This window comes from Rhodococcus sp. 1163 (genome assembly GCF_002091985.1).
Lineage (GTDB): Bacteria > Actinomycetota > Actinomycetes > Mycobacteriales > Mycobacteriaceae > Rhodococcoides.
This window is the reverse complement of the sequence record NZ_MKKX01000016.1, coordinates 71,706-98,220: the sequence shown is the minus strand read 5'-3', so window position 1 is coordinate 98,220 and position 26,515 is coordinate 71,706. Positions and strand designations below refer to the sequence as shown.

The 26,515-nt window shown below is 60.9% G+C and carries 26 protein-coding genes; 10 read left to right on the top strand and 16 right to left on the bottom strand.

From position 1 onward, the window contains the following. Window positions 1–256: 256 nt before the first annotated feature. Together BJD99_RS20900 and BJD99_RS03100 are read right to left on the bottom strand one after the other, a co-directional pair. Window positions 257–400, bottom strand: coding sequence for a hypothetical protein (locus BJD99_RS20900; protein WP_179142165.1), 144 nt, complete (start codon window positions 398–400; stop codon window positions 257–259). Window positions 401–446: 46 nt separating this feature from the next. Next, window positions 447–1,133, bottom strand: coding sequence for a HemK2/MTQ2 family protein methyltransferase (locus tag BJD99_RS03100; RefSeq protein ID WP_256895427.1), 687 nt, complete (start codon window positions 1,131–1,133; stop codon window positions 447–449). A gap of 125 nt (window positions 1,134–1,258) precedes the next feature. Between BJD99_RS03100 and BJD99_RS03095 the strand changes: the two genes are divergently transcribed. Beyond that, window positions 1,259–1,699, top strand: a complete 441-nt coding sequence (locus BJD99_RS03095) for an SRPBCC family protein (RefSeq protein WP_084345330.1) — start codon at window positions 1,259–1,261, stop codon at window positions 1,697–1,699. An 11-nt stretch (window positions 1,700–1,710) separates the two neighbouring features. On the opposite strand, the gene BJD99_RS03090 is transcribed toward BJD99_RS03095, so the two are convergent. Further along, window positions 1,711–2,400 carry a helix-turn-helix domain-containing protein gene (locus BJD99_RS03090; RefSeq protein WP_084345329.1) on the bottom strand — a complete coding sequence of 230 codons (690 nt, stop codon included), beginning with the start codon at window positions 2,398–2,400 and terminating at the stop codon, window positions 1,711–1,713. A gap of 112 nt (window positions 2,401–2,512) precedes the next feature. Between BJD99_RS03090 and BJD99_RS03085 the strand changes: the two genes are divergently transcribed. Next, on the top strand, window positions 2,513–3,343 hold the full coding sequence (locus BJD99_RS03085; protein ID WP_084345328.1) for a class I SAM-dependent methyltransferase: 831 nt from the start codon (window positions 2,513–2,515) through the stop codon (window positions 3,341–3,343). A gap of 14 nt (window positions 3,344–3,357) precedes the next feature. Here the strand turns inward: BJD99_RS03085 and BJD99_RS03080 are convergent, their stop codons facing one another. Beyond that, complete coding sequence (locus BJD99_RS03080) at window positions 3,358–4,851, bottom strand: FAD-dependent oxidoreductase (protein WP_084345327.1); 1,494 nt, start codon at window positions 4,849–4,851, stop codon at window positions 3,358–3,360. A gap of 254 nt (window positions 4,852–5,105) precedes the next feature. On the opposite strand from BJD99_RS03080, the gene BJD99_RS03075 reads away from it, so the two are divergent. Further along, a complete protein-coding gene (locus BJD99_RS03075; RefSeq protein WP_084345326.1) occupies window positions 5,106–6,179 on the top strand; it encodes an alkene reductase in 1,074 nt (357 codons plus the stop codon). Window positions 6,180–6,269: 90 nt separating this feature from the next. On the opposite strand, the gene BJD99_RS03070 is transcribed toward BJD99_RS03075, so the two are convergent. The 3 genes from BJD99_RS03070 to BJD99_RS03060 form a co-directional block, all read right to left on the bottom strand. Further along, window positions 6,270–7,037: an SDR family NAD(P)-dependent oxidoreductase gene (locus tag BJD99_RS03070; protein WP_084345325.1), complete on the bottom strand. Its 768-nt coding sequence runs from the start codon at window positions 7,035–7,037 to the stop codon at window positions 6,270–6,272. Next, entirely contained in the window at window positions 7,034–7,504 is a 471-nt protein-coding gene (locus tag BJD99_RS03065) for a nuclear transport factor 2 family protein (RefSeq protein ID WP_084345324.1), read from the bottom strand. Before BJD99_RS03065 ends, BJD99_RS03070 begins: the two co-directional genes overlap by 4 nt. A 194-nt stretch (window positions 7,505–7,698) precedes the next feature. Continuing rightward, complete coding sequence (locus BJD99_RS03060) at window positions 7,699–8,118, bottom strand: hypothetical protein (protein ID WP_084345323.1); 420 nt, start codon at window positions 8,116–8,118, stop codon at window positions 7,699–7,701. A gap of 157 nt (window positions 8,119–8,275) precedes the next feature. Between BJD99_RS03060 and BJD99_RS03055 the strand changes: the two genes are divergently transcribed. Beyond that, window positions 8,276–9,082, top strand: coding sequence for a crotonase/enoyl-CoA hydratase family protein (locus BJD99_RS03055; protein WP_084345322.1), 807 nt, complete (start codon window positions 8,276–8,278; stop codon window positions 9,080–9,082). Between the two features lie 24 nt (window positions 9,083–9,106). Here BJD99_RS03055 and BJD99_RS03050 read toward each other — a convergent pair whose 3' ends face one another. The 3 genes from BJD99_RS03050 to BJD99_RS03040 form a co-directional block, all read right to left on the bottom strand. After that, window positions 9,107–9,373, bottom strand: coding sequence for a GlsB/YeaQ/YmgE family stress response membrane protein (locus BJD99_RS03050; protein ID WP_084345321.1), 267 nt, complete (start codon window positions 9,371–9,373; stop codon window positions 9,107–9,109). A gap of 148 nt (window positions 9,374–9,521) precedes the next feature. Beyond that, a complete protein-coding gene (locus BJD99_RS03045; protein WP_084345320.1) occupies window positions 9,522–10,154 on the bottom strand; it encodes a class I SAM-dependent methyltransferase in 633 nt (210 codons plus the stop codon). A gap of 108 nt (window positions 10,155–10,262) precedes the next feature. Next, on the bottom strand, window positions 10,263–11,909 hold the full coding sequence (locus BJD99_RS03040) for a DASS family sodium-coupled anion symporter (RefSeq protein WP_084345319.1): 1,647 nt from the start codon (window positions 11,907–11,909) through the stop codon (window positions 10,263–10,265). A gap of 331 nt (window positions 11,910–12,240) precedes the next feature. Here BJD99_RS03040 and BJD99_RS03035 point away from each other — a divergent pair, with 331 nt between their 5' ends. Beyond that, entirely contained in the window at window positions 12,241–13,773 is a 1,533-nt protein-coding gene (locus BJD99_RS03035; protein WP_084345318.1) for a multicopper oxidase family protein, read from the top strand. Here the strand turns inward: BJD99_RS03035 and BJD99_RS03030 are convergent. The 3 genes from BJD99_RS03030 to BJD99_RS03020 are packed head-to-tail and all read right to left on the bottom strand — an operon-like array spanning window position 13,767 to window position 17,046. Continuing rightward, on the bottom strand, window positions 13,767–14,417 hold the full coding sequence (locus BJD99_RS03030) for a response regulator transcription factor (protein WP_084345317.1): 651 nt from the start codon (window positions 14,415–14,417) through the stop codon (window positions 13,767–13,769). The two genes, BJD99_RS03035 and BJD99_RS03030, sit on opposite strands and share 7 nt — an antisense overlap. Continuing rightward, complete coding sequence (locus tag BJD99_RS03025; protein ID WP_084345316.1) at window positions 14,414–15,589, bottom strand: sensor histidine kinase; 1,176 nt, start codon at window positions 15,587–15,589, stop codon at window positions 14,414–14,416. The genes BJD99_RS03030 and BJD99_RS03025 overlap by 4 nt, the downstream gene beginning before the upstream one ends. A 56-nt stretch (window positions 15,590–15,645) precedes the next feature. Then, window positions 15,646–17,046 (bottom strand): cell wall metabolism sensor histidine kinase WalK, encoded by a 1,401-nt coding sequence (locus tag BJD99_RS03020; RefSeq protein WP_084345315.1) that lies wholly within the window; start codon window positions 17,044–17,046, stop codon window positions 15,646–15,648. Between the two features lie 86 nt (window positions 17,047–17,132). On the opposite strand from BJD99_RS03020, the gene BJD99_RS03015 reads away from it, so the two are divergent. After that, window positions 17,133–17,930, top strand: a complete 798-nt coding sequence (locus tag BJD99_RS03015) for a hypothetical protein (protein ID WP_084345314.1) — start codon at window positions 17,133–17,135, stop codon at window positions 17,928–17,930. A 306-nt stretch (window positions 17,931–18,236) separates the two neighbouring features. Next, the gene (locus tag BJD99_RS03010) at window positions 18,237–18,452 is read left to right on the top strand and encodes a hypothetical protein (protein WP_143542035.1); all 216 of its coding nucleotides are present in this window, start codon (window positions 18,237–18,239) and stop codon (window positions 18,450–18,452) included. Window positions 18,453–18,535: 83 nt separating this feature from the next. On the opposite strand, the gene BJD99_RS03005 is transcribed toward BJD99_RS03010, so the two are convergent. Beyond that, window positions 18,536–19,216, bottom strand: coding sequence for a response regulator transcription factor (locus BJD99_RS03005; RefSeq protein WP_084345390.1), 681 nt, complete (start codon window positions 19,214–19,216; stop codon window positions 18,536–18,538). Between the two features lie 105 nt (window positions 19,217–19,321). Here BJD99_RS03005 and BJD99_RS03000 point away from each other — a divergent pair, with 105 nt between their 5' ends. From BJD99_RS03000 to BJD99_RS02990, 3 genes are read left to right on the top strand one after another with little or no spacing between them, the layout of a single operon-like run. Next, window positions 19,322–20,137, top strand: a complete 816-nt coding sequence (locus BJD99_RS03000; protein ID WP_218775701.1) for a phosphatase PAP2 family protein — start codon at window positions 19,322–19,324, stop codon at window positions 20,135–20,137. Between the two features lie 41 nt (window positions 20,138–20,178). Then, window positions 20,179–20,562 carry a BlaI/MecI/CopY family transcriptional regulator gene (locus tag BJD99_RS02995; protein WP_084345311.1) on the top strand — a complete coding sequence of 128 codons (384 nt, stop codon included), beginning with the start codon at window positions 20,179–20,181 and terminating at the stop codon, window positions 20,560–20,562. After that, window positions 20,559–21,446, top strand: a complete 888-nt coding sequence (locus BJD99_RS02990) for a M56 family metallopeptidase (RefSeq protein ID WP_084345310.1) — start codon at window positions 20,559–20,561, stop codon at window positions 21,444–21,446. Before BJD99_RS02995 ends, BJD99_RS02990 begins: the two co-directional genes overlap by 4 nt. Before the next feature lie 65 nt (window positions 21,447–21,511). Here BJD99_RS02990 and BJD99_RS02985 read toward each other — a convergent pair whose 3' ends face one another. Both BJD99_RS02985 and BJD99_RS02980 read right to left on the bottom strand, forming a co-directional pair. Further along, window positions 21,512–22,003, bottom strand: coding sequence for a DUF2231 domain-containing protein (locus BJD99_RS02985; RefSeq protein ID WP_084345389.1), 492 nt, complete (start codon window positions 22,001–22,003; stop codon window positions 21,512–21,514). Between the two features lie 62 nt (window positions 22,004–22,065). Beyond that, window positions 22,066–26,481, bottom strand: a complete 4,416-nt coding sequence (locus BJD99_RS02980; RefSeq protein WP_256895421.1) for an amino acid adenylation domain-containing protein — start codon at window positions 26,479–26,481, stop codon at window positions 22,066–22,068. Between the last annotated feature and the right edge of the window lie 34 nt (window positions 26,482–26,515).

Here is a 26,515-nt window from a genome sequence, read left to right as displayed (position 1 = left end):
CGGCCGGACCGACTATCAGTTTCGGCCCGCGGGAGCGACGGGACTCTGATTCATCACTCGATCCCACCAGCTGTCCAATGGGCTCGGATCGAGCCAGATCACGGACTCGGCAGTTTCGTCTATTGACATTCGGACTCCAGACTATGGCTGCTCGTATAATTCGAGGCGCCAATCTGCTTCAGTGCCGCTGTCTTTGATACCCAAGGCCGTCAGTGCGAAACACACAGCGCCCAATAGTGACGGATCGACCCTGTGATCAGCTGTCCGTGTCCTCGTTCTCGGCGACGTCGGGAGCTGCTTCCCGGGTGGCCATTCCGCCAGTCTTTCCTTCGTCCGTCGGCCCGGGGCGGCCGCCTTTGGGCGCGGTGGACTCGGATTCGATGTTGTCGTTTTTTGTCATGTAGCACCGACTACCCCAAATAGTGGTGAAGCAACCGGGTGTCGGATCAGGAAGCGGCTGGGCGACGACCTTCGATGACAATCAGTTCTTCGCTTCGACATCCCACCTCTATCAAACCGGCCGCTTCCATCCACGCTGCACGCTCATGAAGGACGGGCCCGAAACCGATCGTTCGACGGCGTATCACCTCGGCATCGAGCCCGGTACCCCGTAACCGATCGAGAGATTCCTCTACCCCACAGAGTTCGGACTGCACCATGATCACTGCTCCACCCGGCACCAGGAGCTCGAACGCGTGTGCGCACAGGAGATCCAACACGACTCGCCCGCGGTCTCCGGCGTCCCACGCACGGTGCAGACCCATCCCGACCGGAGGGCGGGGTGAGGGTACGTACGGCGGATTGGAGACTATGACACCGAACGGCGCGTCTAGCTGCGCGTCGGACAGAGTCCCCACGCGTGCGTCGACGTCGACGCCGTTCGCATCGGCATTCGACAGCGCGCAGGCTACGGCCTGGACAGAGATGTCGTACGCAACTACTTCCCGGGCACCGCGTCGTGCAGCTTCGATCGCGGCGATTCCACTGCCAGTGCACAGGTCGAGAACTCGGGCACCTGCGAGTCCGGAGTGCGCAGCAATCTCGGCGCACAGGAGGTACGAATCTTCCTGAGGCGCATAAACCCCGTCGTCGACACTGATGGATGGAAAAGAACGCTCTCGTGCAACGGTCACCGGCACCTCCATATTGGTACTGGGGAGTGCCCTGCCTTGTCTGCGGGCAAACCCGTACAGCCAGATGGATACCTTGCAGAGGTACCCATCGCCAGAGCAGGTGTATTCGGGTAAGGATATTGGGTATGACATCTGGGACACAACGAACCACTGACGCCGACGTCGACGCTGTCTGGTCTGTACTGGCCGACGGATGGCAATACGCCATGTGGGTGGTGGGTGCATCCCGCATTCGCGCAGTCGACAGCACGTGGCCGTCGCCGGGTTCGTCGATTCATCACTCTGTTGGCCTGTGGCCGGCGGTACTGGACGACACCACTACCGTCCTCGACTCCTACCCCGGCCGGGAGCTCCAATTCCGGGCGCATGCCCTGCCGTTCGGGACCGCTCACATTACTGTTCGATTGCACCCGCAGGCGCGCGGTTGTCGAATCCAGATGATCGAACACGCTGCGAGCAAACCTTTCAGTCTGCTGCCGGACTCGCTACAGCACGCCGCAGTGCATCCCCGAAACTCCGAAGCCCTGCGCAGGTTGGCGTTGTTGGCCGAGCGCGCAACCCACTGACGGCGCATCGGTCACATCCGATCGTGATCAGGTCTGGGCACCGCCGCAGACCTCGGAAGGGTGAACCACTTCGGCAGCCCGCGGCGCAGCGCTGCGGGTCCGTCGATGATCAGCTGACCGGACTCGAGCGTGTACGACCAGGTCACGTCGCCGCGCCAGATCTCGGTCAGCACACGCAGTCTTGTGCTCACCCACACGGAGACCTCCAAACCGGGATCGACATCGCACACGTCGACCTCACGGGGGTCGATCACGAGCCACCAGGCCCGGGAAAAGGCTGCTACGTCGGTGAAGTGGAACTCGATCACGGCGTGCTCGCCCGGGATGGACGTCGAACATACGTTGCGATGCATGTCCCACATGAGCAGCGCAGGATCGAGGTCCCCATCGCCGAGGGTTCCGACCCAGCGCGTGCCCCACATACCGAGCGCTTCGACAACGGGTCGCAGCTCCATTCCAGCTGGGGTGAGGGCGTAGCGTGCCTCATTTCCCGAGTACTGCTTTTCGACGATCCCGGCGACAGCGAGTTGGTGGAGGCGCTTCGACAGCAGGGTGGGTGACATTCGGGGCAGTCCGCGTCGCACATCGTTGAAGCGGCGACTGCCGAGCAACAATTCGCGAACCACCAGCAGAGTCCAACGCTCGTCGAACAGCTCCATCGCCTTGGCGACGGGGCAGAACTGGTGGTACGACGACCCCATCTACCGACGATAGCGCTCATCGCGTTCCCGGTACAGATCCTGTACTGGATAAGCCCAGCTCACATTCCTAGTCTTCGACTGATAGCCGATACAACGTCGAAGGAGCGGGACAATGACCGACACCACAGAAGTTGTCGATGCCGACCGTGCGCTGAAGGCGGCGCACAGAACCATGTGGGGGCTGGGAAACTATCCTGCCGTCGCTGCCGAAGTAGTTCAGGAACTCGGGCCGACACTCGTACGTGTGTGCGGGGTCGAAGCGGGTCAGCGAGTGCTCGACGTCGCAGCGGGATCAGGCAACGCGGCGATACCGGCTGCTGCGGCCGGCGCAACCGTGATCGCAAGTGACCTGACACCCGAACTGTTCGCTCATGGCCGCGAGTTGGCCGCCGCTCAGCACGCCACCCTCGAATGGATCGAGGGTGATGCCGAGGCTCTTCCGTTCGCGGACAACGAGTTCGACATCGTGATGTCGTGTGTCGGCGTCATGTTCGCCCCGCATCATCAGCAGTCTGCGAACGAGCTCGTGCGCGTTTGCCGGGACGGTGGGACGATCGGGCTCATCAATTGGACGCCGGACGGATTCATCGGAAAAATGTTTTCGACGATGAAGCCGTACGCCGCTCCCCCACCTCCCGGCGCACAGCCGCCACCGCTGTGGGGCGACGAGGCGCACGTCCGCGGTCTGTTCGGAGATCAGGTCCGCGAATTGACCGCCGAGGTGAGATCTCTGACCGTCGACATGTTTTCCCGGCCGACGGACTTCGTGCACTACTTCAAGAAGAACTATGGACCGACGATCGCGGTGTACCGCCGGATCGCGGACGACCATGCCGCTGTCAGGGCTCTGGACAACTCACTGATCGAGCTGGCCGGCCAATTCTACGAAGGGCCAGCAATGGAATGGGAGTACCTGATCGTGACCGCGAAAGTTGGACGCTGAGGCAACAGAATGCCTCAGCGTCCGTTGGCCGCGCTCTGGCCGGCACGACGGCCGAAGAAGCTACCGTCGCCGAGTGACGCCCCGCTGGCATAGCCGCCTGCGCAGACGCCTGCTGTGCAGCGACCTGCAGCGAAGAGGCCAGGAATCGGTTCACCGGAGACGTGAAGCACCTCGGAGGCTGTACTCGTCCGCAGTCCGCCGAGGGTGAATCCGCCCGTCATGCCGCGGAGGTCGATTGCCGCAATGGGAGTGCCTATCGGTTCGACCCATTCGGTTTTCTTACCCAACAAGGGATCCTCACCGTTCACGGCATGACGGTTGTACAGCTCAACTGTCGACTGCAAAGCGCCTGCGGGCAATCCCATGTCGGACTCCAGCTCTTCCACCGCCTCAGCGACCCAGGTTGGTCGGCGCCGAAGCTGCGGAGTCGAAGTCTGCGTAGTCAACGCGACATCGTATGCGGCCTCGTCGATGACGAGAAACGCTTCGTTGTGATTGTCGAACAGAACAGCCTGTCCTACACGGCCGGGATAGGTGTCCTCGTTGATGAAACGCTGGCCGCGTCCGTTTACCAATATTCCACGGATGAACATTTGTGGGTCACTGAAAAATGCGACCTCAGCGGCATCCATGTGCGCGAGGTCTGCACCGATCGCCTGCGCCATACGGATTGCGCGTCCATCGTGCTCTTCGATCGACGCGGCCGGGCGATTGATCAACCTGGGTGCGTACGACTCGACCATCGTCTTGTTGTAGGCGAAACTCCCGGTGGCCAGCACCACTCCGGTACGTGCGCGGACTGAAACGTTCTTGCCGTACTGCTTGGCTTGGACTCCGACAACCCGTCCATCGGCATCGACGATCAGTGTCTGAACCCGCATGTCGTACTCGGACCTGACGCCGAGTGCTGCGGCCCTGTCGGTCAGCGGCTTCATCAGCATGTACCCGCCGCCCTTTTCGGAGCTGACGTGCTTGTCTTTCATCTGGGGGACGTGCCCTCGCGGCGCCGGCGGAATGACGGAACTGAACGGTGCCGCGTTTTCCCCTCCCGTGTACTGCAAACCGTCGTCGTCTGGCGGCTCCCAGCCCGGTTCACCCCAGAAACTTTCCTTGAACGGAACTCCGCAGTCATCGGCCAGCCAGTGATAGTGGTCGACGCTTCCCTCGCAGTAGAGATCGATCTTGGCCTCGTCGACTCCGGGCCCCAAGGCAGCCTTCATGAAGGCCTTCATGTTGTCCACGGTGTCGTCGAATCCGCAGGCCTTCTGCAAGGGTGTCCCGCCACCCATGTAGATGAAGCCACCGGCCATTGCAGCGGCACCACCCCATCCACCGGTGCGTTCGAGCACCAGTACATCGGCACCTGACTGGGCTGCGCCGACAGCAGCTGCCGCTCCTGCCACACCGAAGCCGGCTATGACGACGTCGGCTTCGTAATCCCACTCACTCACCTGCGCTTCGGGGATGGGTCGGATCGGGCTGTCGGTGTTCGAATCGGTGCTCGTCACGAGATTGAGTACAGTCCAAAAACTTCTCGCAGTGTGGATTTTCCCGGTGACTGGGACTGTGTGCCTGGTGGAACGACACCCACGTGCCCACCCCGGCCAAGCGCGAGACCCTTTACCGCCGGTAGCCCGTTTGGTGCGCAGCCACAACGCGTGACGATCGTCTCGGCTCGGAATAGCTCACTCTCTCCGAAGGTTGGCGACTGTAAGTAATTCGAACGAAGAACGCAGTGTTGCCAACGAAAAGAGCCGAACCAGTGAAGTTGTTTTCCCCCTTGACCTTAGGTGAACTGAAGCTTGCAAACAGGCTGGTCATGGCGCCGCTGACACGTGTCCGGTCAGGACGAGACGGAATTCCCGGCCCCCTGGTGGTCGAGCACTACAAGCAGCGTTCCTCGCTCGGTCTCATCGTGACCGAAGGGACATATCCGTCTCATGCAGGTCAGGGATTCCCGGGTCAGCCCGGGCTCGTCACGCCTGAGCAGATCGCTGGTTGGCGCGACGTCGCGAACGCAGTGCATGCCGAAGGTGGCCTGATCGTGTCCCAGGTCATGCACGCCGGGCGCGTGACGCACGAGGGGACTACGGGCGGCCGCGAGGTAGTGGGGCCCAGCGCGATCGCCATCGAAGGCGAAACCCGCACCTACGACGGCAAGAAGTCCTATCCGGTCCCGCGTGCACTACGAACCGATGAACTGCCCTCGGTGATCGAGGAGTTCGTGCAGGCGTCGAAGAACGCGATCGCAGCTGGCATGGACGGCGTCGAGATTCACGGTGCCAACGGCTATTTGCTCCACGAGTTCCTCTCACCGGCGTCGAATCGACGTGACGATTCCTATGGCGGATCACCGGAGAACAGGGCCCGCTTCGTCGCTGAAGTAGTCGAGGCCGTTGTCGAGGCAATCGGCGCAGGCCGAGTCGGAATTCGTATCTCTCCCGAGCACAACATCCAAGATGCCTACGAGAAGGACGCCGACGACGTGCAGGCGACCTATCTGGCGCTCGTCGATCGGATTGCGCCACTCGGGCTCTCGTATCTCAGCGTGCTGCACAAAAATCCGGCGGGGGAACTTGTCCAGAGCTTGCGGCAAGCCTTCGGTGGTCCGACGCTCGTCAACAGCGGATTCGGCGAGATCACCAGCCGCGAGGAAGCGCTGTCCCTCCTGGCAGACGGTATCGGCGATGCTGTGGTTGTCGGACGCCCCGCCATTGCCAATCCTGATCTCGCGTACCGATGGCGCGAAGATCTGCCCTTGAATACACCGGATCAGAACACCTTCTATTCCGGTGGCGCAGAGGGTTACACGGACTACCCAGCACTGCAGCACTGACGCCACTTCGCTTATGGCCCGCACCCGAAGAATGGGTGCGGGCCTTCGCATTTCAAGGATGCGGGCGTCAACGTGGGTTGAACACTGGCGTCACCAGCGAGACTGACCGCCGTCCAACGGGATGACCGCGCCGCTCAGATAGCGTGAGGAATCCGAGGCCAAAAATGCAACTGCTTGGCCGATGTCGCGTTCAGGATCGCCGATACGCCCCATGGGGATCGTCCGAACGAACTCTTCGGCTTCCTCCGGATTGTTTTCGATCCACCACTCCAGTGCCGGCGTAAGTGCGTGCGGGGCAACGCAATGTGCGCGGATCCCTTCATGTCCCCATTCACTGGAGGCGGTCCGAGTCAGCACTCGCATGGCTTCCTTGGTGGCGGCGTAGACCCCGAATCCTGATGTGTCCCAACGAACTGCGGACGAGGTAATCATCGTGATGATGACTCCCCCACCCCGCTCCACCATGGATGGGTGGACGGCTCGCATCAGGCGTAGTACCGCACGTGGTCCTGTTCTCAGGGCGTAGTCGAAGAAGTCGTCGCCGGATTCGTCGAGCGGTACCGGGAACGCGGAATTAGCGTTGTTGACCAGAATGTCGACGCCGCCAAAAGCGTCCATTGCGGCGCTGACAGCAGCCTCGCAGGCACCGTCCGAGGCGATGTCCACCTCGTAGACAGCGACGTCTGCAGCCGAGGTCACCTGCGCAATCTCCTCCGCCACAGCCTCGAGTTTCGAGCGGGTACGGCCGACGAGGAAGCACTTGGCCCCAGCACGTGCGAACTCCAGAGCGACGCCCCGTCCGATTCCCTGGCCGCCTCCGGTGATCAAAGCAATCTTGCCAGTGAGGTTCTCGGTCACAACTGTGTCCTTCCGTCCTGCCACGGATCCGCTGTCATTCTGAATCCGGGCAGGCTAGTGAGTTCGTGTGTGAATTCGTAGGTTCGGGTGTAACCGGTGTGCGCTATACGCCAACGGCCGTCCTCGCCCCGCTGATAACGGTCGTCGTAGAACGCTGCACCTCTGAGGATGGCGCCATACTTGGGATGCATGACCATGTCGGACAGGTACCACACCCCACTTGCGCTGTCGCCCTCGACGATGATCTCCGGGTGATCTACGCGGTGCTCGGTAATCAGTCCCGGCACCATCGCGCTACGCATGAATGCCAGAACATCATCGCGTGAGGTGAACCGCAGGTGTTCACCGTATTCGGCAACGACATCCTCGGTCAGAGTCTCTGCGAATTCGTCCCACCTGCGGCAGTCGAGGGTCCGAAGGTACCGATACTTCAGTTGTTCGATTTCCGCGACGTCGTCACGCGTCACTAGGTGCTCCTGTCGAGTGCTGGAGACCCAATAAGAACACGTTCTAGTGTGCAGTGAAGGTAATTTCGGAACATTTCTGTCCGAAGTTCGGGACGAAGCCGCGAAGCGAGATCTCTTGGCGGCACAAAGGTTAGGACACGATTGACTGTGTCAATGGCGGCGTGTCAAAGAAGGCCGCAGCGGTGAGGCACTGCCTAACGTCTATTCGGGACGGCGGTGGACCACAGTGCCCAAGCCGCAAGTACCGGCTGAAACAGCAGTCTGACGAACCGTCGCCGATCGGTGTCCAAGCCGAACGCGTCCCGCTTGTTACGGTACTGAGCGATATTCCCAGGGAACACAGCAACGAAGAAGGCCGCGAGGAGCCGGCCGATCCGAACCCGATCGCGCGGCAACACGGCAAGCCCGACGCCGAGCATGATCTCGACACCACCGGAAGCCATGACGACACCGTCGGGATCGAGGGGAATCGATCGTGGGACCTGAGCTTGGAAATCCTCGCGCGCCCAGAAGAGGTGGCTCAATCCGGCGAATACCAGCGCACCGGACAGCGCGTATCGGGCCGCAGTACGAAGCGGAGTGGTGGGCGGTGCGGACGGATCAATCGATGGCATCCCTCGTTTATACCTCTTCGAATACGACGCAATCGGTGCTCGAGCCGTCGAAGGGGCGCCGGCTTGCACGGGCCTTCCCGTCTTCGCCACACTTTGGTATCGATCGAATAATCGCGCCGCGATCGCCTGGACATCCCTTCACAGAACGGACACCCACATGCCCGACTCGTCTCCCCTGCTCGTCAGCCGCTCCGACCACGTCGAAACGTGGACATTGAACATGCCCGAGGTTCGGAACGCCATCTCCAACGTATCGATGATCGACGCCCTGTGTGAACGCGTCGCCGCGGTCAACGAAGATCCCGACGTCAGAGCCGTCGTGCTCACCGGCGCGGGAACCGCGTTTTCTGCTGGCGGCAACGTCAAAGACATGGTGGACCGCACAAGCATGTTCGCGGGCAGTCCGCACACCGTCTACAACGGCTACCGGTCCGGTATCCAGCGCATCCCTCTTGCGCTCTATCACTGCGAGGTCCCGGTTATCGCAGCTGTCAACGGGCCTGCCGTCGGTGCAGGGTGCGATCTGGCGTTGATGTGCGACATGCGCGTCGCCTCGACCACAGCATTTTTTGCGGAGAGCTTCGTGCAGCTCGGCATCATCCCCGGTGACGGTGGAGCGTGGCTGCTGACGAAGACGATCGGTCGAGCACGGACGGCGGAGATGGCACTGACCGGTGACCGAGTGACTGCGGCGACTGCACTCGAATTGGGACTGGTCAACTACGTGGTCGAACCAGAGGAGCTTCTGGAGAAGGCAACCGAGTTGGCCACGCGCGTGGCCAAGAACCCACCGCATTCGGTACGAATGACGAAACAGCTTCTTCGGGAGTCCGAACACCAGTCCTTGGAATCGCTGTTGCAGCTGTCAGCGGCCATGCAAGCCATGGCTCATCACACCGAAGACCACCAGGAGGCCATCACCGCGTTCGTCGAGAAGAGGCCAGGACAGTATCGCGGAGCCTAGAAGCGCCTGCGTGACTCGCTCCCACTACTGGGAGTTCGATCTGGCCGGGCTGAACCGCTGCCAAAGTGCCGTGACGAGCAATGCTCCAAGCAGAGATCCGATGATTCCGCTTGGCCGTAGCGATATTCCGTCGCCGGCAATCGAACTCACCACCAAGCCACCGACGAAGGAGCCCACGATGCCGGCGGTGAACGCCAGCGTCCAGTCCATGCCGGTCTTGGACCTGCCCAAGATCAACTGCGCGCCGGCACCTATCAGAAGACCGAAGAGAATAATTCCTATGATCAGCACTGAAGCGACCTAGCCTTTCAGAGTGCACGTTAGCTATCACGGTGGAACACCAATTGTCAGGTCAGAGTATGCGAACCGACCCGAGATGTTCAGGTAATAGGGTGGATGGTCGGAAGTTCGATGCGTGCCCTCACTACGACATCGGCACTCATTTCCGTTGTGCCCGCAAACGTTCGACCAGCCCGAGTGTGAACCGGTCGATTTCCTCGATGGTGAAATTTCGGTTGCGGCTGACGGAGTCGGAGGGTCGTCGGAGGAAGTGCTCACCCCCCATCGGGACGCTGATCAACTCGATGACTCGTTGAAGCCATCGAACGACCCGAATGGACGAAGCCACATGGTCGGCCAGCAGCAATATCCCTCCGGGCCGAAGGACACGCGTCATCTCTGCCAGTGCCGCATCGGGATCGGGTATTGCGCAGAGCGAGAACGTGCAGACGACCGTATCGAAGGACTCGTCGTCGAAGGTCAGGGCCTGCGCGTCACCGAGCATCAGTTGCGCTCCGGGCATGGCTTCCCTGGACTTGCTGCCTGCGCGAGCAAGCATCTCCGGGCTGAGTTCGATGCCGGTCAATTCGACGCCAGCTGGGTAGTGGTCCAGATTGAGGCCAGTACCGATGGCAATCTCGAGCACCCGACCTTCGGCTCGGGCGCAGACCCACGATCTGGTGTCTCGAAAGAGAACTCGATCGAGGAATGTCATATGTTTGTCGTAGTTGGCCGATTGCTTGTTCCAATATCGTTGCCACCGCTCGAGTCGGTGTGCCGAGTCCCCTGACATCACTCATACCTTTTTCGTCGAGTCGAATTCGTGTTCCTGGCAAAGCTGTTTCTCTTGCGCTGTTTCTCTTACAAATTCCCAGCATGCCTCTTCAGACCGAGCAGATCGTCACGACGCGATTCCCAAGGACCAGGCAAAGACGGTATAGCTGGCGACGGTGATCAGAGCTATCGCGATGAGGTTGAGCCATAGGCCACCTCGCATCATCTGACCGATCGTGATGTAGCCACTCGCGTACGAGACGGCGTTCGGTGGTGTCGCCACCGGCAGCATGAACGCGCATGTTGCCGCGAGCGCGACCGGAATCGTCAGAAGCAGCACATCGAGATCCATGCCCATCGCCACACCGCCTGCCAACGGAAGAAATGTCGCCGCTGTCGCAGTATTGCTGGTGAGCTCGGTCAGGAAGATGGTCGCGGTCGTTGTCACGACGACCAACAGGATCACGGGGATCGTGTCGAGACCCGCTGCCACGCTACCGATCCAATCGGTCAGGCCGCTGGACTGAAACTGGGCCGATAGGGCGAGTCCACCGCCGAACAGCAGCAATACCCCCCACGGCAGTTTGATTGCCGTGTCCCAGTCGATAAGACGCACTCCGGCCTTACCTCCGCTGGGGAGTAAGAACAACAGAATGGCCGCGGTCATGGCGATGCCGGTATCGGAGATCGGGGGGTCATCGAAGATCAGCGGAACCGCGACCCAGGATGTAGCCGCTAGACAGAAGATGACTGCCACCCGGATCTCACCCTGTGACATCTTCCCCAGAGCATCGAGTTCTCCCCTGATGAGGCCCTTACCGCCGGGGATGTCGTCGATCTCGGGCTTGAACAAGACGTGGGTGAGCAAAAACCATGCGACTAGCAGTAGAACGACGGCGAGTGGAACTCCGGCAACCATCCATTCGAAGAATCCGATGGTGATCCCCTCGCCCTCCAAATATCCCACGAGCAAGGTATTAGGGGGTGTACCGATGATGGTCCCCAAAGAGCCGATCGAAGCGGCGTAGGCGATGCCCAACATCAGGGCGGTCCCGAAATTGCTTTTGATCACCGCCTCGGTGACCGTCACGTCGGTCGGCAGGTCATCGGGCGACGCCGAATGTGCCTGCGCGGAAGGGTCCGTGCCAGCTTCTTCGGTGGCGTGCTCCACCCCGGCCTTCTTTCCGATGTCGAGCACCAGAACCAGAACCGAGACACCAATGGGGATCATCATGACCGCAGTGGCGGTATTCGAGACCCACATAGACAGAAAACCCGTCGCGATCATGAATCCGGCGATCACCATCGTCGGCTTGGTGCCCATGGCGTTGACAGTCAGCAATGCAATCCGACGGTGAAGGTTCCACCGTTGCATCGCAAGAGCCAGTAGGAAGCCACCCATGAACAAGAAAATGATGTTGTTGCCATAGGACGCTCCCACGTCGTTGACGGCGACGTCGGGATCGAAGATCGGGAAAATTATGAGGGGCAACAGTGCAGTTGCGGGAATCGGGATGGCCTCCGTCATCCACCAGATACCCATCAGAACCGCGGTCCCGGCGGTCAACCGCGCAGCATGATCGACATCTGCCGGCATGATCGCGTAGACGACCACGGCCAGCAGTACGCCGGCCGCGAGTCCGATCCATTGACGCTTCCGCCGGCCCGGCTTAACCTCTTCGGCCCGTTCACCGGCCGACTGCTGATCGACCTCTTCGAACCCGTCCACATCGGACTGGCGACCGGTCTGTTCATCTGGACCGAGCTGCGTCATGGGGCCTCCTCATGATCTGCGTTTCGTCAGCTTAATGTTGCGAAGGCCGAATATGTCCGTTTCTCGACACCCGCTCTGTCCAGGCCCCCGGGCTGCGGTGAATCCGGACCCCTTTCATCCGACGATGCTCGACGCAGCCCTTCGGAGAACTCGCTGCGGTACGAACGCAACCGACTACCCAGCACGGGAAACGCTTCTACGACCAGGTACCTGGGTAGGAGGGCTTACCGCAGTGGGGGGCCCATCGGACCGAAGATTCGACCGTTCCAACTAGGAAGACTGGTCGGGAAGGTGCGGGGCATCGCACTGTCCCGCCCGAACGAGGAGCATCGTGAAACAACTATCCAGAAGGCACTTCTTGACAGGCCTTGCCGCGACACCGATCGTGATATTCGCCGGATGCAGCGGCGGCGGGAACGAACCGGTTCGAGCGTCGCCGTTGCGGCAGTTGCCGATACCGCCCATTGCCGAGTCCCGGATCGATGCCAACGGCACCCGTCATTTCGAGCTGATCGCAGCAGCCGGCGCCGCAGAGCTGGTCGCTGGGAAGACGACGGCCACTTGGGGATACAACGGTTCGCAGCTGGGGCCGACGTTGCGTGCTCGTCGCGGCGAGACTGTGGCTTTCACTGTCGAAAATTCGCTGCCCGAGCCAACGACCGTGCATTGGCATGGAATGCACGTTCCAGCCCGCTTCGATGGCGGGCCCCTTCAGAGTATCGACCCCGGTGACAAGTGGGAACCGACATGGACCATCGACCAGCCGAGCGCAACACTGTGGTACCACCCGCACCCACACGGTTCGTCGGAAAAGCACGTGTATCGCGGACTCGCGGGGGTTTTCCTCGTCGACGATGCTGTTTCCGATTCCCTCGGACTGCCCGGTGACTACGGAGTGGACGACGTACCGCTCATCATTCAAGATCGTCGATTCAAGGAGGACGGGAGTCTCGACGAATCGGATTCCACCGATATCGGGCTGCTGGGCGACACTATTGTCACCAACGGTATCGCCGGAGCGTTCCTGCCTGTCGTTACCGAACGCATTCGACTCCGCATCCTCAACGGATCGTCAGGACGCTTGTACAACCTCGGGTTCGAAGACTTCCGCGAGTTCCAGCTCGTAGCGACAGACGGTGGCTTGCTGGGAAAGCCCTTGTTGTTGAGTAGGATTCAGATCAGCCCGGGTGAACGCGTCGAGGTGATCGTCAGTATCGAATCGGGAACGGATTCGATACTGAAATCATTTCCGATCGACGATCACGGCGGTGTGGGTCGGGAATCCGCCGACACCTTCGGCTTTGCGGATACCTTCGATATTCTCGAACTGCGCGGAAAGCAACGTCTCAGAGCGTCGCCGGAGCTCCCTGCTGTACTTTCGGTTCTACCGAAACTGGATATCGGGAGGCCCGTGGTAGAGCGAACATTTGAAATGCGATGGTTCATGATCAACGGCCAACGCATGGATATGAACCGCATCGACTTTGCGTCGATTGTCGATACCACCGAGGTATGGACGGTGAAGAACGTGGACAATTGGCCACACAACTTTCACGTACACGATGCACAGTTTCAGATCGTCGACATCGACGGGGCTCCACCGCCGCCCGAGCTCGCTGGATGGAAGGACACTGTGTACACACCTCCGGGTCAGCGGATACGGCTGGCACTGAGGTTCGACGAGTACACCGATACAGCGCAGCCATACATGTACCACTGCCACATGTTGATGCATGAAGATCAGGGAATGATGGGGCAGTTCGTGGTGGTCGAGTCGGGTGATCGATCAGCGCAGACGCTCAGCCCTCCACTCGATACTTCGGGCATGAATTCGATACCGGCACAACATGAAAAGCATCATTGACAAATGCGATTGGCGAATATCGCAAGACGGACTCGGTTGTCGCACCCCGTTTTCTCCATAAGGTTCGAAATGTGCGATTTCACCGTGGTTACACCGATGTGCAGTCGACTCCCGATCTCTTGATTGCTCAAACCTTCGCTGACCAGCTTCAGCACGTCCTGTTCTCGCGCAGTCAACGAGGCTGTTGGGATCTCGGCTTCTGGACCGTCCGGACCGTGCGGGGCGGCAGTGAGGGCGCGATCTACGATTCGACGCATGAGCTGTGGTGAGAACAAAAAGTCGCCGTCTGCCGTTCGCCGGATTGCGTTCAGCAGGTCCACCGGCGCGGTGTCCTTCACCAGAAACCCGGCAGCGCCGGCGGCCAACGCGGGGTAAAGGTGATCGTCGTCATCGAAGGTTGTCAGCACCAGCACCTTCGATCCAGGGTGGGATGCCACGATCTGTCTCGTTGCCTCGATACCGCCGAGACCGGGCATCCCGAGATCCATCAAGGTCACATCGGGTGAGAGTTCGGCGGCCAACCGAATTGCCTCTACGCCGTTGGATCCTTCGCCGACAACGGCCAAATCCGGTGTCGACTCGCACAACATCCGAAGGCCGGCCCGTATCAAGCGTTGATCGTCGATGATCGTCAACCGGATCACAGCGTGTGTCCAGGTGTTGCAGGGGCAGCGTCTGCTGCGGCGGGGATCCACGCATCGAGTTCCCATCCGTCGACGGTTGCTGCTGTCGCTAGTTGTCCGCCCAGAAGGGCTATGCGTTCTCTCATGCCGACGACTCCGTATCCTTCGCCGCTAGGCGGGCTATTTTTGACTCCAATATTGGTGATTCGAACCGAGAACCCCGCACCCTTGCGAACTATCGACAGATTCACAGCCGACGCGGTGGCCGCGTGTTTCATGACATTCGTCAACGCCTCCTGCACAACCCTGAGCAACGAGAGCCTGCTGATTGCATCCAGTTCGCTGATATCTGCATCCACATGGGCCTTCACTTCGTATCCGGCACGTCGAGTGCGATCTATGGCGTCGAAAATTTCGGACCGTACGGCGTCGGGATCCACAAGAGGGACTTCGTCCAGGGACGGATCGCGCAACGCGGCAAGGAGTCGGCGAATGTCGGCCAATGCATCCGATGCTGTGAGGTGTACATCATCGAACACTTCATCCACTCGTGGATCGACCCCTCCGATTACGTGTCGCGCTACCCCTATCCGCAACACGATCGCAGCCATGTGGTGCGCGACGAGGTCATGCAATTCTCTTGCCACAGCTGTTCGCTCCGCTGATCGTGCACTTGTTTCAGCTGTGGCCGTCCGGGCTTCTGCGTCCGCGGCGCGTTGTCCATAGGTCGCCGCAAGCTCGCGCTGCGAACGAACGTACAGACCAAGCAGCAGAGGGAGTCCGACGAAAAGTGCAGTCGAGACAACTGTTGCCCAGCGCCACAAGATATCGGGGTGGTCGAGCCACGACCCGAGCACCAACGCACCTGCCCAGACCACGGCTGCGAAAATCCGAGATGCCCTGGACGAGCGTAAAGCCACCTCGCCCAGGGCTACAGCACCAAGGTAGGGCACAAGCTCAGAGACGCCCCATGCCTGCGCGGCGAACATCGGCACCGACAACGCCGACAGCGTGATGGACGCGGCGAGCGGTGCCCTGTCGCCTACGGCGAAGATCGCCGCCGACGCGCATCCTAGGAGCCAGTAACTCAACGGGACGTGGAACTCCCCAGGAAAGGTGCTGGCGATCAGCAGGATCGGAACCAACGCCATCGGTGCAAAGCGAATCGTTCTACGCAACCGAATGTCGATCATCACACCACCTTAGGTGAGCCACCCCCGTTACTGCCGGTGGCAACCTCGGTGACGGATCAGGTCCTATCGCTCGCGAGTTCACAGTCCGACCCCATGCGTAATCTGATCTCGAAACGAGCGCCGCCCAGTGGCGATTGGAGAACAGTCACCGAACCAGCATGTGCGGCAACCGTGCCGGCAACAATGGCCAAACCCAGACCCGCACCGCCGTCGTTACGTGTTCGGGACGCGTCGAGTCGCACGAATCGGTCGAACACTCGCTCTCGCTCCGACTCAGCAATACCCGGACCATCGTCATCTACGGTGATCAGAGCGGACCCGCCGGACTCTGCGCAGGACAATTCCACTCGGCTGTGCGCATGCCGGATCGCGTTGTCGACGAGATTGCGCACCATCCGCGCCAGCGCCTGCTGATCCCCTGTCACACGAACAGGAACGATCGACGTCCGAATAGTCACGTCCGCCATCGATTCGACCCGCTTACCTTCCTCGTACAGAAGATCGTCGAGGTCGACGTCGACTGCGCTGATAGCAGTCTGCTTTTCGTCCGAACGAGCAAGCAGCAGAAGATCTTCGATCAATCCCCGCATCCGGCGCGCTTCGGGAAGTAGCGACTCGTCTATCAATGTTTCGTCGATCAGCTCCGGTCGTGCTGCAGCGAGTTCGAGAGCAGCAGTAATGGTGGCGAGTGGGCTTCGGAGTTCGTGGGAGGCATCACTGACGAATCGCTGCTGCGCACGCTGCCCGGCGTGGAGCCGCTCCAACATCTCGTTCATGGTCACCGCAAGTCGGGCGATCTCGTCGTGTGCTTCTGGAACCGGAATATGCTCCCCAAGTTGACCATTGGAGATCGATGCCACGCGAGTCCGGATCCGTTCGACGGGGCTCAACGCTGCACCGACGAGTCGGTACGTCGCCAACGCGACGAGCGCGATCACAATGGGGCCGACGATGGCCAGTAGAACTGCGACCGTGGTGACGACATCTTCGACCGGTTCACGATCGGCACCCACCACCACCGTCACCGGCCCCTCTCGCGTCGTCGCACCGCGGCCCGTCACCCAGAAATCGCCACTCTCGTCGCGTTCGACACGGCCGAGATCCTGCGTGGTCGAAGGTTCAACGTCGACTGTGGACAACGGTGTGTCTCCATCTCCACTAGAGGAGGCGAGTACTACTCCGGACGCGTCGACGATCTGCACGATCCCGATCTGACCGTCGGTAGCCAACAGCGAATCGTCGATCTGCGACGGCGAATCGGACTTGAGCTGCTCGGACACCTGCACAGCTCGCGCCGCTGCGGCAGTACGGCTGGAGGATTCGAGGGAGTTGTAGAGAACACCCAACAACGCGCCGCCCGCCACGATCAGGCACACGGCGACAACCAGGGTCGAGGCAACCGCCGAGCGCACCCGCACGGTCCAACGTCGTGGCCGCAGTACATCGATGTAGGACATCACGCCACCAGTCTCCTACCTGCAGCGCCGAAGACAATGACCATCTTCAGCATCCCTTCAGGACCGCTCTGCCAGAGTCCCATTCCATGACCACCACACGCATGTTGGCGAGCAAAGTCCCCGAGGTGACGCTCTACTTCTGGATCATCAAGATCCTGGGAACCACGGTTGGAGAGACGGCCGCCGACGCTCTTAACATGGATCTCGGCTTCGGTCTTACCGGGACCACTGTCGTCGTCGGCATCATGTTGGTCGCTGCGCTGCTCTACCAGTTCACCCTTCGGCGCTACGTGCCGTGGGCGTACTGGTTGGTGGTTATCCTGATCAGCGTCGCGGGCACATTGATCACCGATAATCTCACCGACAAATTCGGCGTGCCCCTTGCAACAAGCACCGGGTTCTTCACCGCCGGACTGATCCTCACCTTCGCAACCTGGTATATCTCCGAGGGAACACTCTCGATACACAGCATCCGAACCCGCCGCCGAGAAGGGTTCTACTGGCTCGCAATCCTGTTCACTTTCGCACTCGGTACCGCTGCGGGCGATCTGGTTGCGGAGCAGATCGAACTGGGATACCTGACGTCGGCGCTCATCTTTGCCGCCATCATCGCCCTGGTCACCGCCGCATATTACGGCCTACGCCTCAACGCCGTCCTCGCATTCTGGATCGCATACATCGTCACCCGCCCACTCGGCGCGTCCATCGGTGACTACCTGACCCAGGACAAGACTGCCGGCGGGCTCGGACTCGGATCAACCATCGTCACCACCGTGTTCGTGATTGCCATCGTTGGTTCCGTTGCATACCTGAGCATCACCAAAGCCGACGTCCTCGACACCGCCGCGGACAATTCCAACGCTGAAGACGCAGCGAGGGCGTAGATCCAACCTGAAGATGGGTCGGCGTCCGCGTGAGAGGTGTTGCGAGCATCCTCACGTCACTGAAACCCTGGTGACTCTCGCGCGCATCGTCGAATTCTCGGTACGTGAGGCATTCCGGCGCTGGTTCGGCTCCGACTGGCCGGCATTGTCGAACGCGACATACCAGAAGGATCGGGTCGATCACCGCACGCTCACGAAAGCCACGGACCCTTTCAGCTCTCCACAGGGATCCTTCAGGAGCCGACTGCGATATTCGGTCCTGTACCGCACGAACGATATGTGCACACCGACGACCGAAGGAACCTCGTGGACATCAAGAACAAGATTGTTGCCGTCGCTGCCGTAGCGCTGGCAAGCGGATCCATCGGCGGCGGCATCGCCGCCGGTCACACCCTCGATCACGCAGCAACACCGGGCGGCAGCAGCGTCGTCGACACACCGGAAGCCGGAGACACCCCGGACGCACCGGGCTCGGTGGACCTGCCCGAGTCCGGCGACGTCGCAGACGCACCGGGACAGTAACTCACAGTTCGACCCGACCCGTAGCGCCCGAAGGCTTACTGCCCTCGGGCGCTACCTACATCACTCCGATCACAACACATCTCTCAGTCGCTGGTACCTGTTGCGAGTCGGTATCCGACTCCCCGTATTGTCTCGATACTCTTGCGGCCGAACGGCTGATCCACCTTCTTACGGAGGTAGCCGATATAGACCTCGACGATGTTCTCGTCCCCGTCGTAGTGCGCATCCCACACCGACCGGACGATCTCGGACTTGGTGACCACAACCCCACTGCGCCGCATCAGGAACTCGAGCACGCTGTACTCCCGTGGGGTGAGCGATAGTTCCGATCCCGCCCGCATGACGCGGTGCCGCGCCGGATCCAATTCCAAATCGCCGACGGTCAACACTGCAGGACGATCCGGAGCACCTCGCCGCACCAGAGCCCGCAACCTGGCAACCAACACCACGAACGAAAATGGTTTGATCAGATAGTCATCCGCACCGAGATCGAACGCATCGGCCAAATCGTATTCACCGTCCTTGGCCGAGAGCATCAGGATCGGCGTCCACACACCCTGCGCCCGCAGATCCCGCACGATGTCGTAGCCATGCTTGCCCGGCAACATGATGTCGAGCACGAGTGCGTCGAATTCGCCGGAGACCGCGGTGTGGAACCCGTCGTCACCGTCGTGCTCGACCTCGACAGCGAAACCCTCGGCTACCAGACCGCGTCGCACCATCTCCGCAAGACGCACTTCGTCCTCGACCACCAGTACCCGCATCGACAGCTCCATCTCTGTACGTCCCAAGAAGTACACCAGAACCAACAGGTGACCGGGGATTCGCTTTCAGCGGTTCTTCAGGATCACCTCTGCACACTGATGACCGTGCTCCTCTCCTCATCGATGTCCGCCGTGCATTCCACGGTCACCGAAGTATTCACCGAAGCCGCCTCCACCGACGTCGAAGCCGTCGGCCTCGCGATCGGCCTCGGTCTCGTCGTACTCGGGATAGTGCTCAGGACACGCGAGAATGGAGTCCGCGCGGCGCTCTTCTCCGCGCTGGGCTGTGCCTTCGCTGTGCTGGTCCTGGCCGTCGCAGTACACAGCAACGGCGCTCTGACCGGCGCAGATGCACCCGTCGCCCAATGGTTCGTCGATCACCGAAGTTCCACCCTCGATCACCTGGCAATAGCCATCACCACCGCAGGTGGCCCGCCCGAAACAGCAGCATTGGGCATCCTCGTCGCGGTAGTGCTGATCTGGCGAACGAAGCGCTACGGCCCGGCGGTGGTGCTCCTTGCGACGGTCGCCGCAGCATCGATCCTGTGCACTGCACTGAAACTGATCGTCGGCCGCGACCGCCCACCGCTGTCGATGCAGCTCATTCTCGAAACCGATCATTCATTCCCGTCAGGGCACGTCACCGGTAGCGGAGCGCTGCTGTTGATGATCGCGCTGATCGTCAGCGCGCGACGCCCAACGGCGGTACGCGTCCTGCTGCTGGGTATCGCATTGGCCCTCACCGTCGTTATCGCCTGCACACGCATGTATCTCGGGGTTCACTGGCTCACCGACGTCTGCGCCGGCGCACTCATCGCCGCAGCCATGGTCACCCTCGGGGGTTTCGCGTTGCACCGACTCGACACTGCGACTACGGACGAATCCGCACCGACCCGGCACGTCAGTCAGGTGGCGCGATAGTGCACTATCCTTGAGGCATATCAGTGATTGAGGTGAAACCTGTGCGTCGAGCGTCCGGTCAGCTGGAAGAGTCCATCGTGCAGTTACTCGGTGAGCATCGAGAGCTGTCCGTGTCGGAGGCTCGCGCTCATCTGGACGCCGAACTCGCCCACACCACCGTGATGACTGCGCTGGTTCGACTCCATGGCAAAGGTCTGGTCGAGCGGGAGCGCCGAGGCAGATCCTTCGTCTACACCCTCACCGCACCGATAAGCGAGATTCCTGCGCTTCGTGCCGCGATGCGTATGCGAACCGAGCTCGGTGAGCGGGACAAGCGTGCGAATGTGCTGGCAAGTTTCGTCGCATCCTTGGACCCCGAGGACGAGGCGACTCTGCGTACTCTGCTCTCACCTGCTGCAGGCGATCTGGATGAGCGCGGGCAGTGACGCTACTTGTGTTCGTGGCCGCACTCCCCTGGGTGGTGTCGCTGGCGATTCGCATGAACATCGAACGCATCGATCGCCGGTTCACTCCTTCGACTGCTGTAGTGCTGTTTCCAATTCTCGCCGTCGTGACCGCATTCTCGATTGTCGCCTCGATGGTGGCAATTGCTGCAGTCCTGGTTTCTTCGCCCAATCCCTTCCCGATTGTGCTCGGTGTTGCACTTCTCGGATGGGTTCTCTGGCGGTCCATCGAAGTGTCACGGCATCTTCGACGTGTTGCCGTCAGTTCCTCAATGGCGGCGCGCTTCGGAGCCGAAGCCCGCACGCCAGGGGGAACAGTTCTCGTCGACTCCGCTGAGCCCGACGCTTTTGCCGTGCCATCCGGTGGCGGTGCTGTTGTCGTGACCACTGGCCTCGCCGAGGCTCTGTCCGATGCCGAATTGCGTGCAGTTATCGAACATGAACGTGCGCATCTGCGATTTCGCCATGCGCTATGGATTCAGTTGTGCGAGATCGCGGCCCAGTTCGATCCGGTGCTGCGCCCGTTGGTAGTTCGGGTGAGGCACGCCGCGGAACGTCAAGCAGATGAGTACTCCGCAACCTTCGGCCGGAATGTGACCGTGTCTGCGCTCGCGCGAACGGCTTTGCTCCGCACTCATCTCGAGCGGGAGGTGGAGTCTCGGAGACTCGCAAGTACAGGTGGCGATGTCGTCCGGCGAGTGCACGCTTTGACCGAGCCCCCGCCAGCGCGCCAACGTTACGCAGTCGTCGTCGCAGGCCTGGTGGTGATAGCCGCATGCGCGTCGATCTCGATAGCGCTGTTCGACGTAGCTCAGGACGTCATCGTGCCGGAGGTCGGAGAAACGCCTTCATCTGTCTTCCAATAACGTTCGCAGGCAGCTGCACCGGCAAGTGCCTCGAGCCGGATCTCCGTTCTCGCTGCTGACTCCCGTCACTTGCTGGGACCATCCTCCGCGGGGGCAGACGTGACGGTGTCATCCCACGCGGCGCGCGCACCGGAATCTCCGATGCGATACACCTGGACGATCGTTGCCACCCCGACGAGAACGGCAATAATGGCAACGGCAACCGACAGCCACCGCACCGGCGGCTTCTCGCGGCGTTCACGTAAATGTTGGAGTACCAGCAATGCCGCAACCACGACAGCTGCGATTGCGAAATAGAGCATGGTGTCGCCGAGCCCGGCATGCGTCTCTACTGCTGCGGACTTCGGAACGCGCTTTTCCAACCATTCACCGGCATCCGTGGTGAGCGGTGTCAGCACCAGAATCAACACCGACAGAGCCGCGATCAACCAGACGAATCTTCGACGCGCTCCCGCCCACACACTGGCCGCGACGGCGAGAAGTGCAGTCAGTGGCGCGAGGACCACGACGAAGTGAATCAACAGAATGTGGGCTGGTAGGCCGTTGATCGTGGACACTGGTTTTCCTACTTTCAGTTGCACGTGCGATGCACCACGTATTGCACGAATTGCATTGCTTCTCAGTCGAGTACACGGTTCCACTGCGCCGTCGAATTGGCGATGATGTCACGTACGACCTGCTCGTACGACTGGCCGAACTCGGCGATCGTCGCCACGTCGAACAAGGCCGTCGGATAGACGATCTCCACCCCGATCGCGGTGACAAGTCCCGCTTCGTCCCGACGTTCGGTGACATGGACGTGCATATCACATTTGGCGATATCCAGTGGACGTGGAGTTACCTCGAAATGGGCGTCGTCGACGTCGAACTTCGAAGTGGTGAAGATATCCAGGGACAAGGCGACTTGAAAGAGTGGATGCAAGGAATCGACGGGGTCCTCGACGAGATTACCCGCGACGTCGACGAACGGGGCAGTTGCGTGGTCGAGTGCTCTCAGTTCGCTGGTACGCGCCAGGGCAAGGACATCGTCGAACGTTCGCGCGGACGCGATATTCGTGCGGATGGCGACCGTATTGGTGAACATCCCTACGAGTTGCTCGAACCTCGGATCGTACCGAGCTGCAACAGGAGTGCCGATGACGATGTCGGTGGTCGTGCTGAGCCGCGCCAGAAGGACGAGCAGTGCTGACCGAAGTACGGTGAATCGTCCTGTCCGGGCACGGTGGGCGACTTCATCCAGTCCGTCCACGACTGCGGAGTCGAATTCCAGCGAAACTCGGGCGCCGGAGAAATCCCACAGGTCTGGCCTCGGCCGGTCCAGGGGCAAACCGATATCTGGTGGTGCTCCAAGCAACTCCTTGCGCCAGAATGCGATATCGGCGGCGGTGGACCGAGCTGCGGCCCATACGCTGAAGTCCGAGTACTCCAGCGGCAACTCTGTCCAATCAACGGTCCTGCCAGCGGCCCGGGCCCGATACGCGTGAACGAAGTCCGAAGCCAACACACCCATTGACCACCCATCTGCAGCGATGTGGTGCACAACGCACGCGAGCAGATGATGATCGGAAGTGAGCGAGAACAGCTGCGCCCGGATGGGACGCTCGGACCGAACATCGAATGGTTCTGCCAATACCGCATCTACCTCGTCGGCATCGAACGCAGTCGCCCCGAACGCTGGTCCGGCAAGACGAACATTCTGTTCGATGACTTGGCTGGGGCCCCACACTGAATCCGGATACACCGTCCTCAAGCTTCGATGTCGGACCGTCAGATCTGCAAGCGCTGCTTCCGCCGCGCCCGCATCGAACGAGCCCGTGATGTCGATGGTGAACGGCAAGTTGTACAACGGAAGGAGTGCGCCTCGATCGATGTGGCGCTGCTGCGGAGCGAGCGGGATGTACGCCGCAGTGTCCGCCAGGCCCCGCTCAGGACCAGACGGGTAGGCCGAACCCTGGTCGGTGGACCGGGCTTCCACCAGCGCAGACAGAGCACGGACCGAAGGAGCCTCGGTGAGGTCTCGTACGCCGATCTCCACGCTGGTGTCGACGCGGACGAGAGCGAGAACTCTGGTGGCTGCCAGCGAATCGCCACCCAGATCGAAGAAGGACGTCTCGACATCGACTTGGTCGGCACCGAGAATGCGCGCATACGCCGCTGCGATCGCAACTTCGGTGGTACCCGATGGTTCGACGCCGCGCACCTTTCGTTGATTCTGCGGCGCCGGCACGGGGAGTGCTGCGCGGTCGAGTTTCTTGTTGACCGTCAGCGGGATCGCGTCGAGAATCGTGATTGTCGACGGAATCATGTGGGCGGGCAACCGCTGCGATATATCCAGTCGAATCTGCTGGGTATCGACGGCCTGCTCGATGGGCACGATGTATCCGTCGATGCGTAGCCCGCCATCGGGGCCGTAACGCACAGTCGAGGATGCTGCGGTGACCTGTGGATGCGCACGCAGTACCGCGTCGATTTCTCCGAGTTCGACCCGGTTTCCTCGGATCTTGATCTGATCGTCTGTTCTGCCGAGAAATTCGAGGTTTCCGTCCGCCAGGTGACGCGCCAGGTCGCCACTACGGAAAAGTCGTGAACCATTACTGCTGAACGGGTTTGCGAGGAACCGCGTCGCGGTTTCAGCACTGCGGCCGAGGTATCCGCGGGCCAGCCCGCGTGTCTCGATGAAGATCTCTCCGGTGGCACCGGCGGGCACCGGGTGCAGGGTGCGGTCGAGGAGGTAGATCGCCGCCCCTGTCATGGCTGCACCGATTCCGATCGCCTCACCTGTGTGTAGCGGGCCGGTCATGGTGACACTGCATGTCGTTTCGGTCGGCCCGTAGGCGTTGAGCAAGCGGCGGTTCGGGGACCAGCGATCGACGATATCTCGATGTGCCGCCTCACCACCGATGATGATGGTCTCGATGCCCTTCAGCTCTGATGAATCGAGTGTGGCCAGAGCCGAAGGTGTGATCAACAGATGGGTGATCGATTCGCGGGAAAGTAGTTCAGCGAGTTCCAGTCCGCCATACACGCCTGGAGGCGCGATCACGACCGTCGCGCCGGAGACCGCAGCCGCCAACAGTTCGACGACTGCAGTGTCGAACCCCGGTGAGGAGAGATGACAGATGCGCGAGGAGGAGTCGAGGTGGTAGCTGGCTCGAATATGTTGTGTGAGTGCACCGATCCCGTCGTGAGTGACGATCGCTCCCTTCGGCTTGCCGGTCGAGCCAGAGGTGTAGATGACGTATGCGGCGCTATCTGCCCTGCACTCGGCCGATGCGACAGCAGGGGCGGAGTGTGTCGGTTCGGAGGGATTGTCGATGTCCATCCATTGCACCTCCCCCAGTTCGGATTCGAGGTGCTCGAATGTGCACAGGCCGACACTTGCAGAGCAGTCGCGGAGGATGAACTCCGCTCGTTGCCGCGGATAGTTCGGGTCGATGGGGACGTACACTGCGCCCACTCGCGCTACTGCCCAGAACGCCGCGACTTCGGCGATCGATCGAGACGCGCGGACCGCAACCATGCCCTCGGGCCCGACTCCGCGGTCGATCAATGCACGGGCGAGACGGTCGACCTGCGTGGACAATTCGGCATACGTGACGACTTCGGTATCGCGGACAGCAATCCGATCGCCGTAGAGACGGACCGCCTCGTCGAACACTTCGATCAGCGAAGTCGAGCTCTCGGCATCTGTGCCGACGGACGCGGGCGAGGTTCGCGTTTCTTCGGGAAAGAAGAGCTCGAGATCCGCCACAGCGGTGTCTCCGCAACCAGGTTCGGTGAAGCCGTCGAGAAAATGTAAGAAGCGGCAGTGATACCGGGATAGATCACCAATTGTGTATACGGCCGGGTTCGCCTCGAAATCGATACGGGGTTGCGTGGCAGTTCTACTCGGATAGATATTGACCGCAAGATCGGCGACCGGACCCGTCGTCACGATGTGGATCTGACCGTCCAGATCACCGACGGTGATGTTGTTGGCGAACATCATCACGTTGATGGTGGGCCCGAATTGGCCGACGCGAAGCGGAGATCCGCTCACTGACGCACTGGGTCTGCTGCGCTGGTGCCGCAATACTCCACTCAATGCCACTTCTGTCGATTTGACGACGCTGTCGACCGTGGCCGATCCGACTCCGGACAATCGCAGCGGGACCACATTCGACACCGAGGATCCGGCACGGCGTAGCAATGCCGTGGTCCTCGCCGACACCGGCAACGACAAGTGGACGTCGTCGGAACCGGTCATGCGCGCAAGGAAAGCGGCGAACGCAGCGATCACCACACTCGATGTTGCGCGATCGCCGACCGACCATGAAACGGCCGAAGACGTCCGGTGCGCGTCGGTGTCCGCGCCGATCGTCATGGACAACGGTTCGGGCTGCACCGCCCGACCCAGGGTGACCGGAATCGATTCGGGTGCATCAGGATTCGTAGTCTCCCAAAATCGTCCGTCACGTTCGAATCGCGAGGACGTTCGATATCGTTCGTCCTCTTCGACAAGGGCGGCCGGAGACGACAGGTGGAGATGTTCCGGTTCGGTCCCCGCCCGAGAGGCCGAGTAGATCGCGGCGGCACGCTCGAGCACTTTCATCGATGCAAAGCCGTCGAGCGCGATGTGGTGGGCTCGGGTGTACCAGAGCACATGGTCATCGGCGAGACGAAAGAGCCGCAACCGGACAAGTGGCCCATCCATCGGCAGCGGGGATCGACAATCGTTGTCCATCCACTGGAGCGCGGCACTCAGTGCGCTCTCGTGAGCTCGGAGATCGACAATGTTCGCGACGTCATGAATCTGTGTCGTGAATATCTGAGCAGGCTGCCCCTCGATGTCTACGATCCGCATACTCGACGACGAGAATTCGAGGTGTGCTCTCGATCCACTGTCGAGTAGCGCATCCACGTCGACCTCACCGGTGATGTCCACGTAATACGCGATGGTGAACGGGATGTCCGGCATGAGCTGTTGGGCATACCAGATATCAGCTTGAGTCGAACTCAAGGGCAACGAGTCTTCGAGCACGGCATCCTCCCGCATCAGCACCGAACTACTACACGAACGGTAGTTTTAG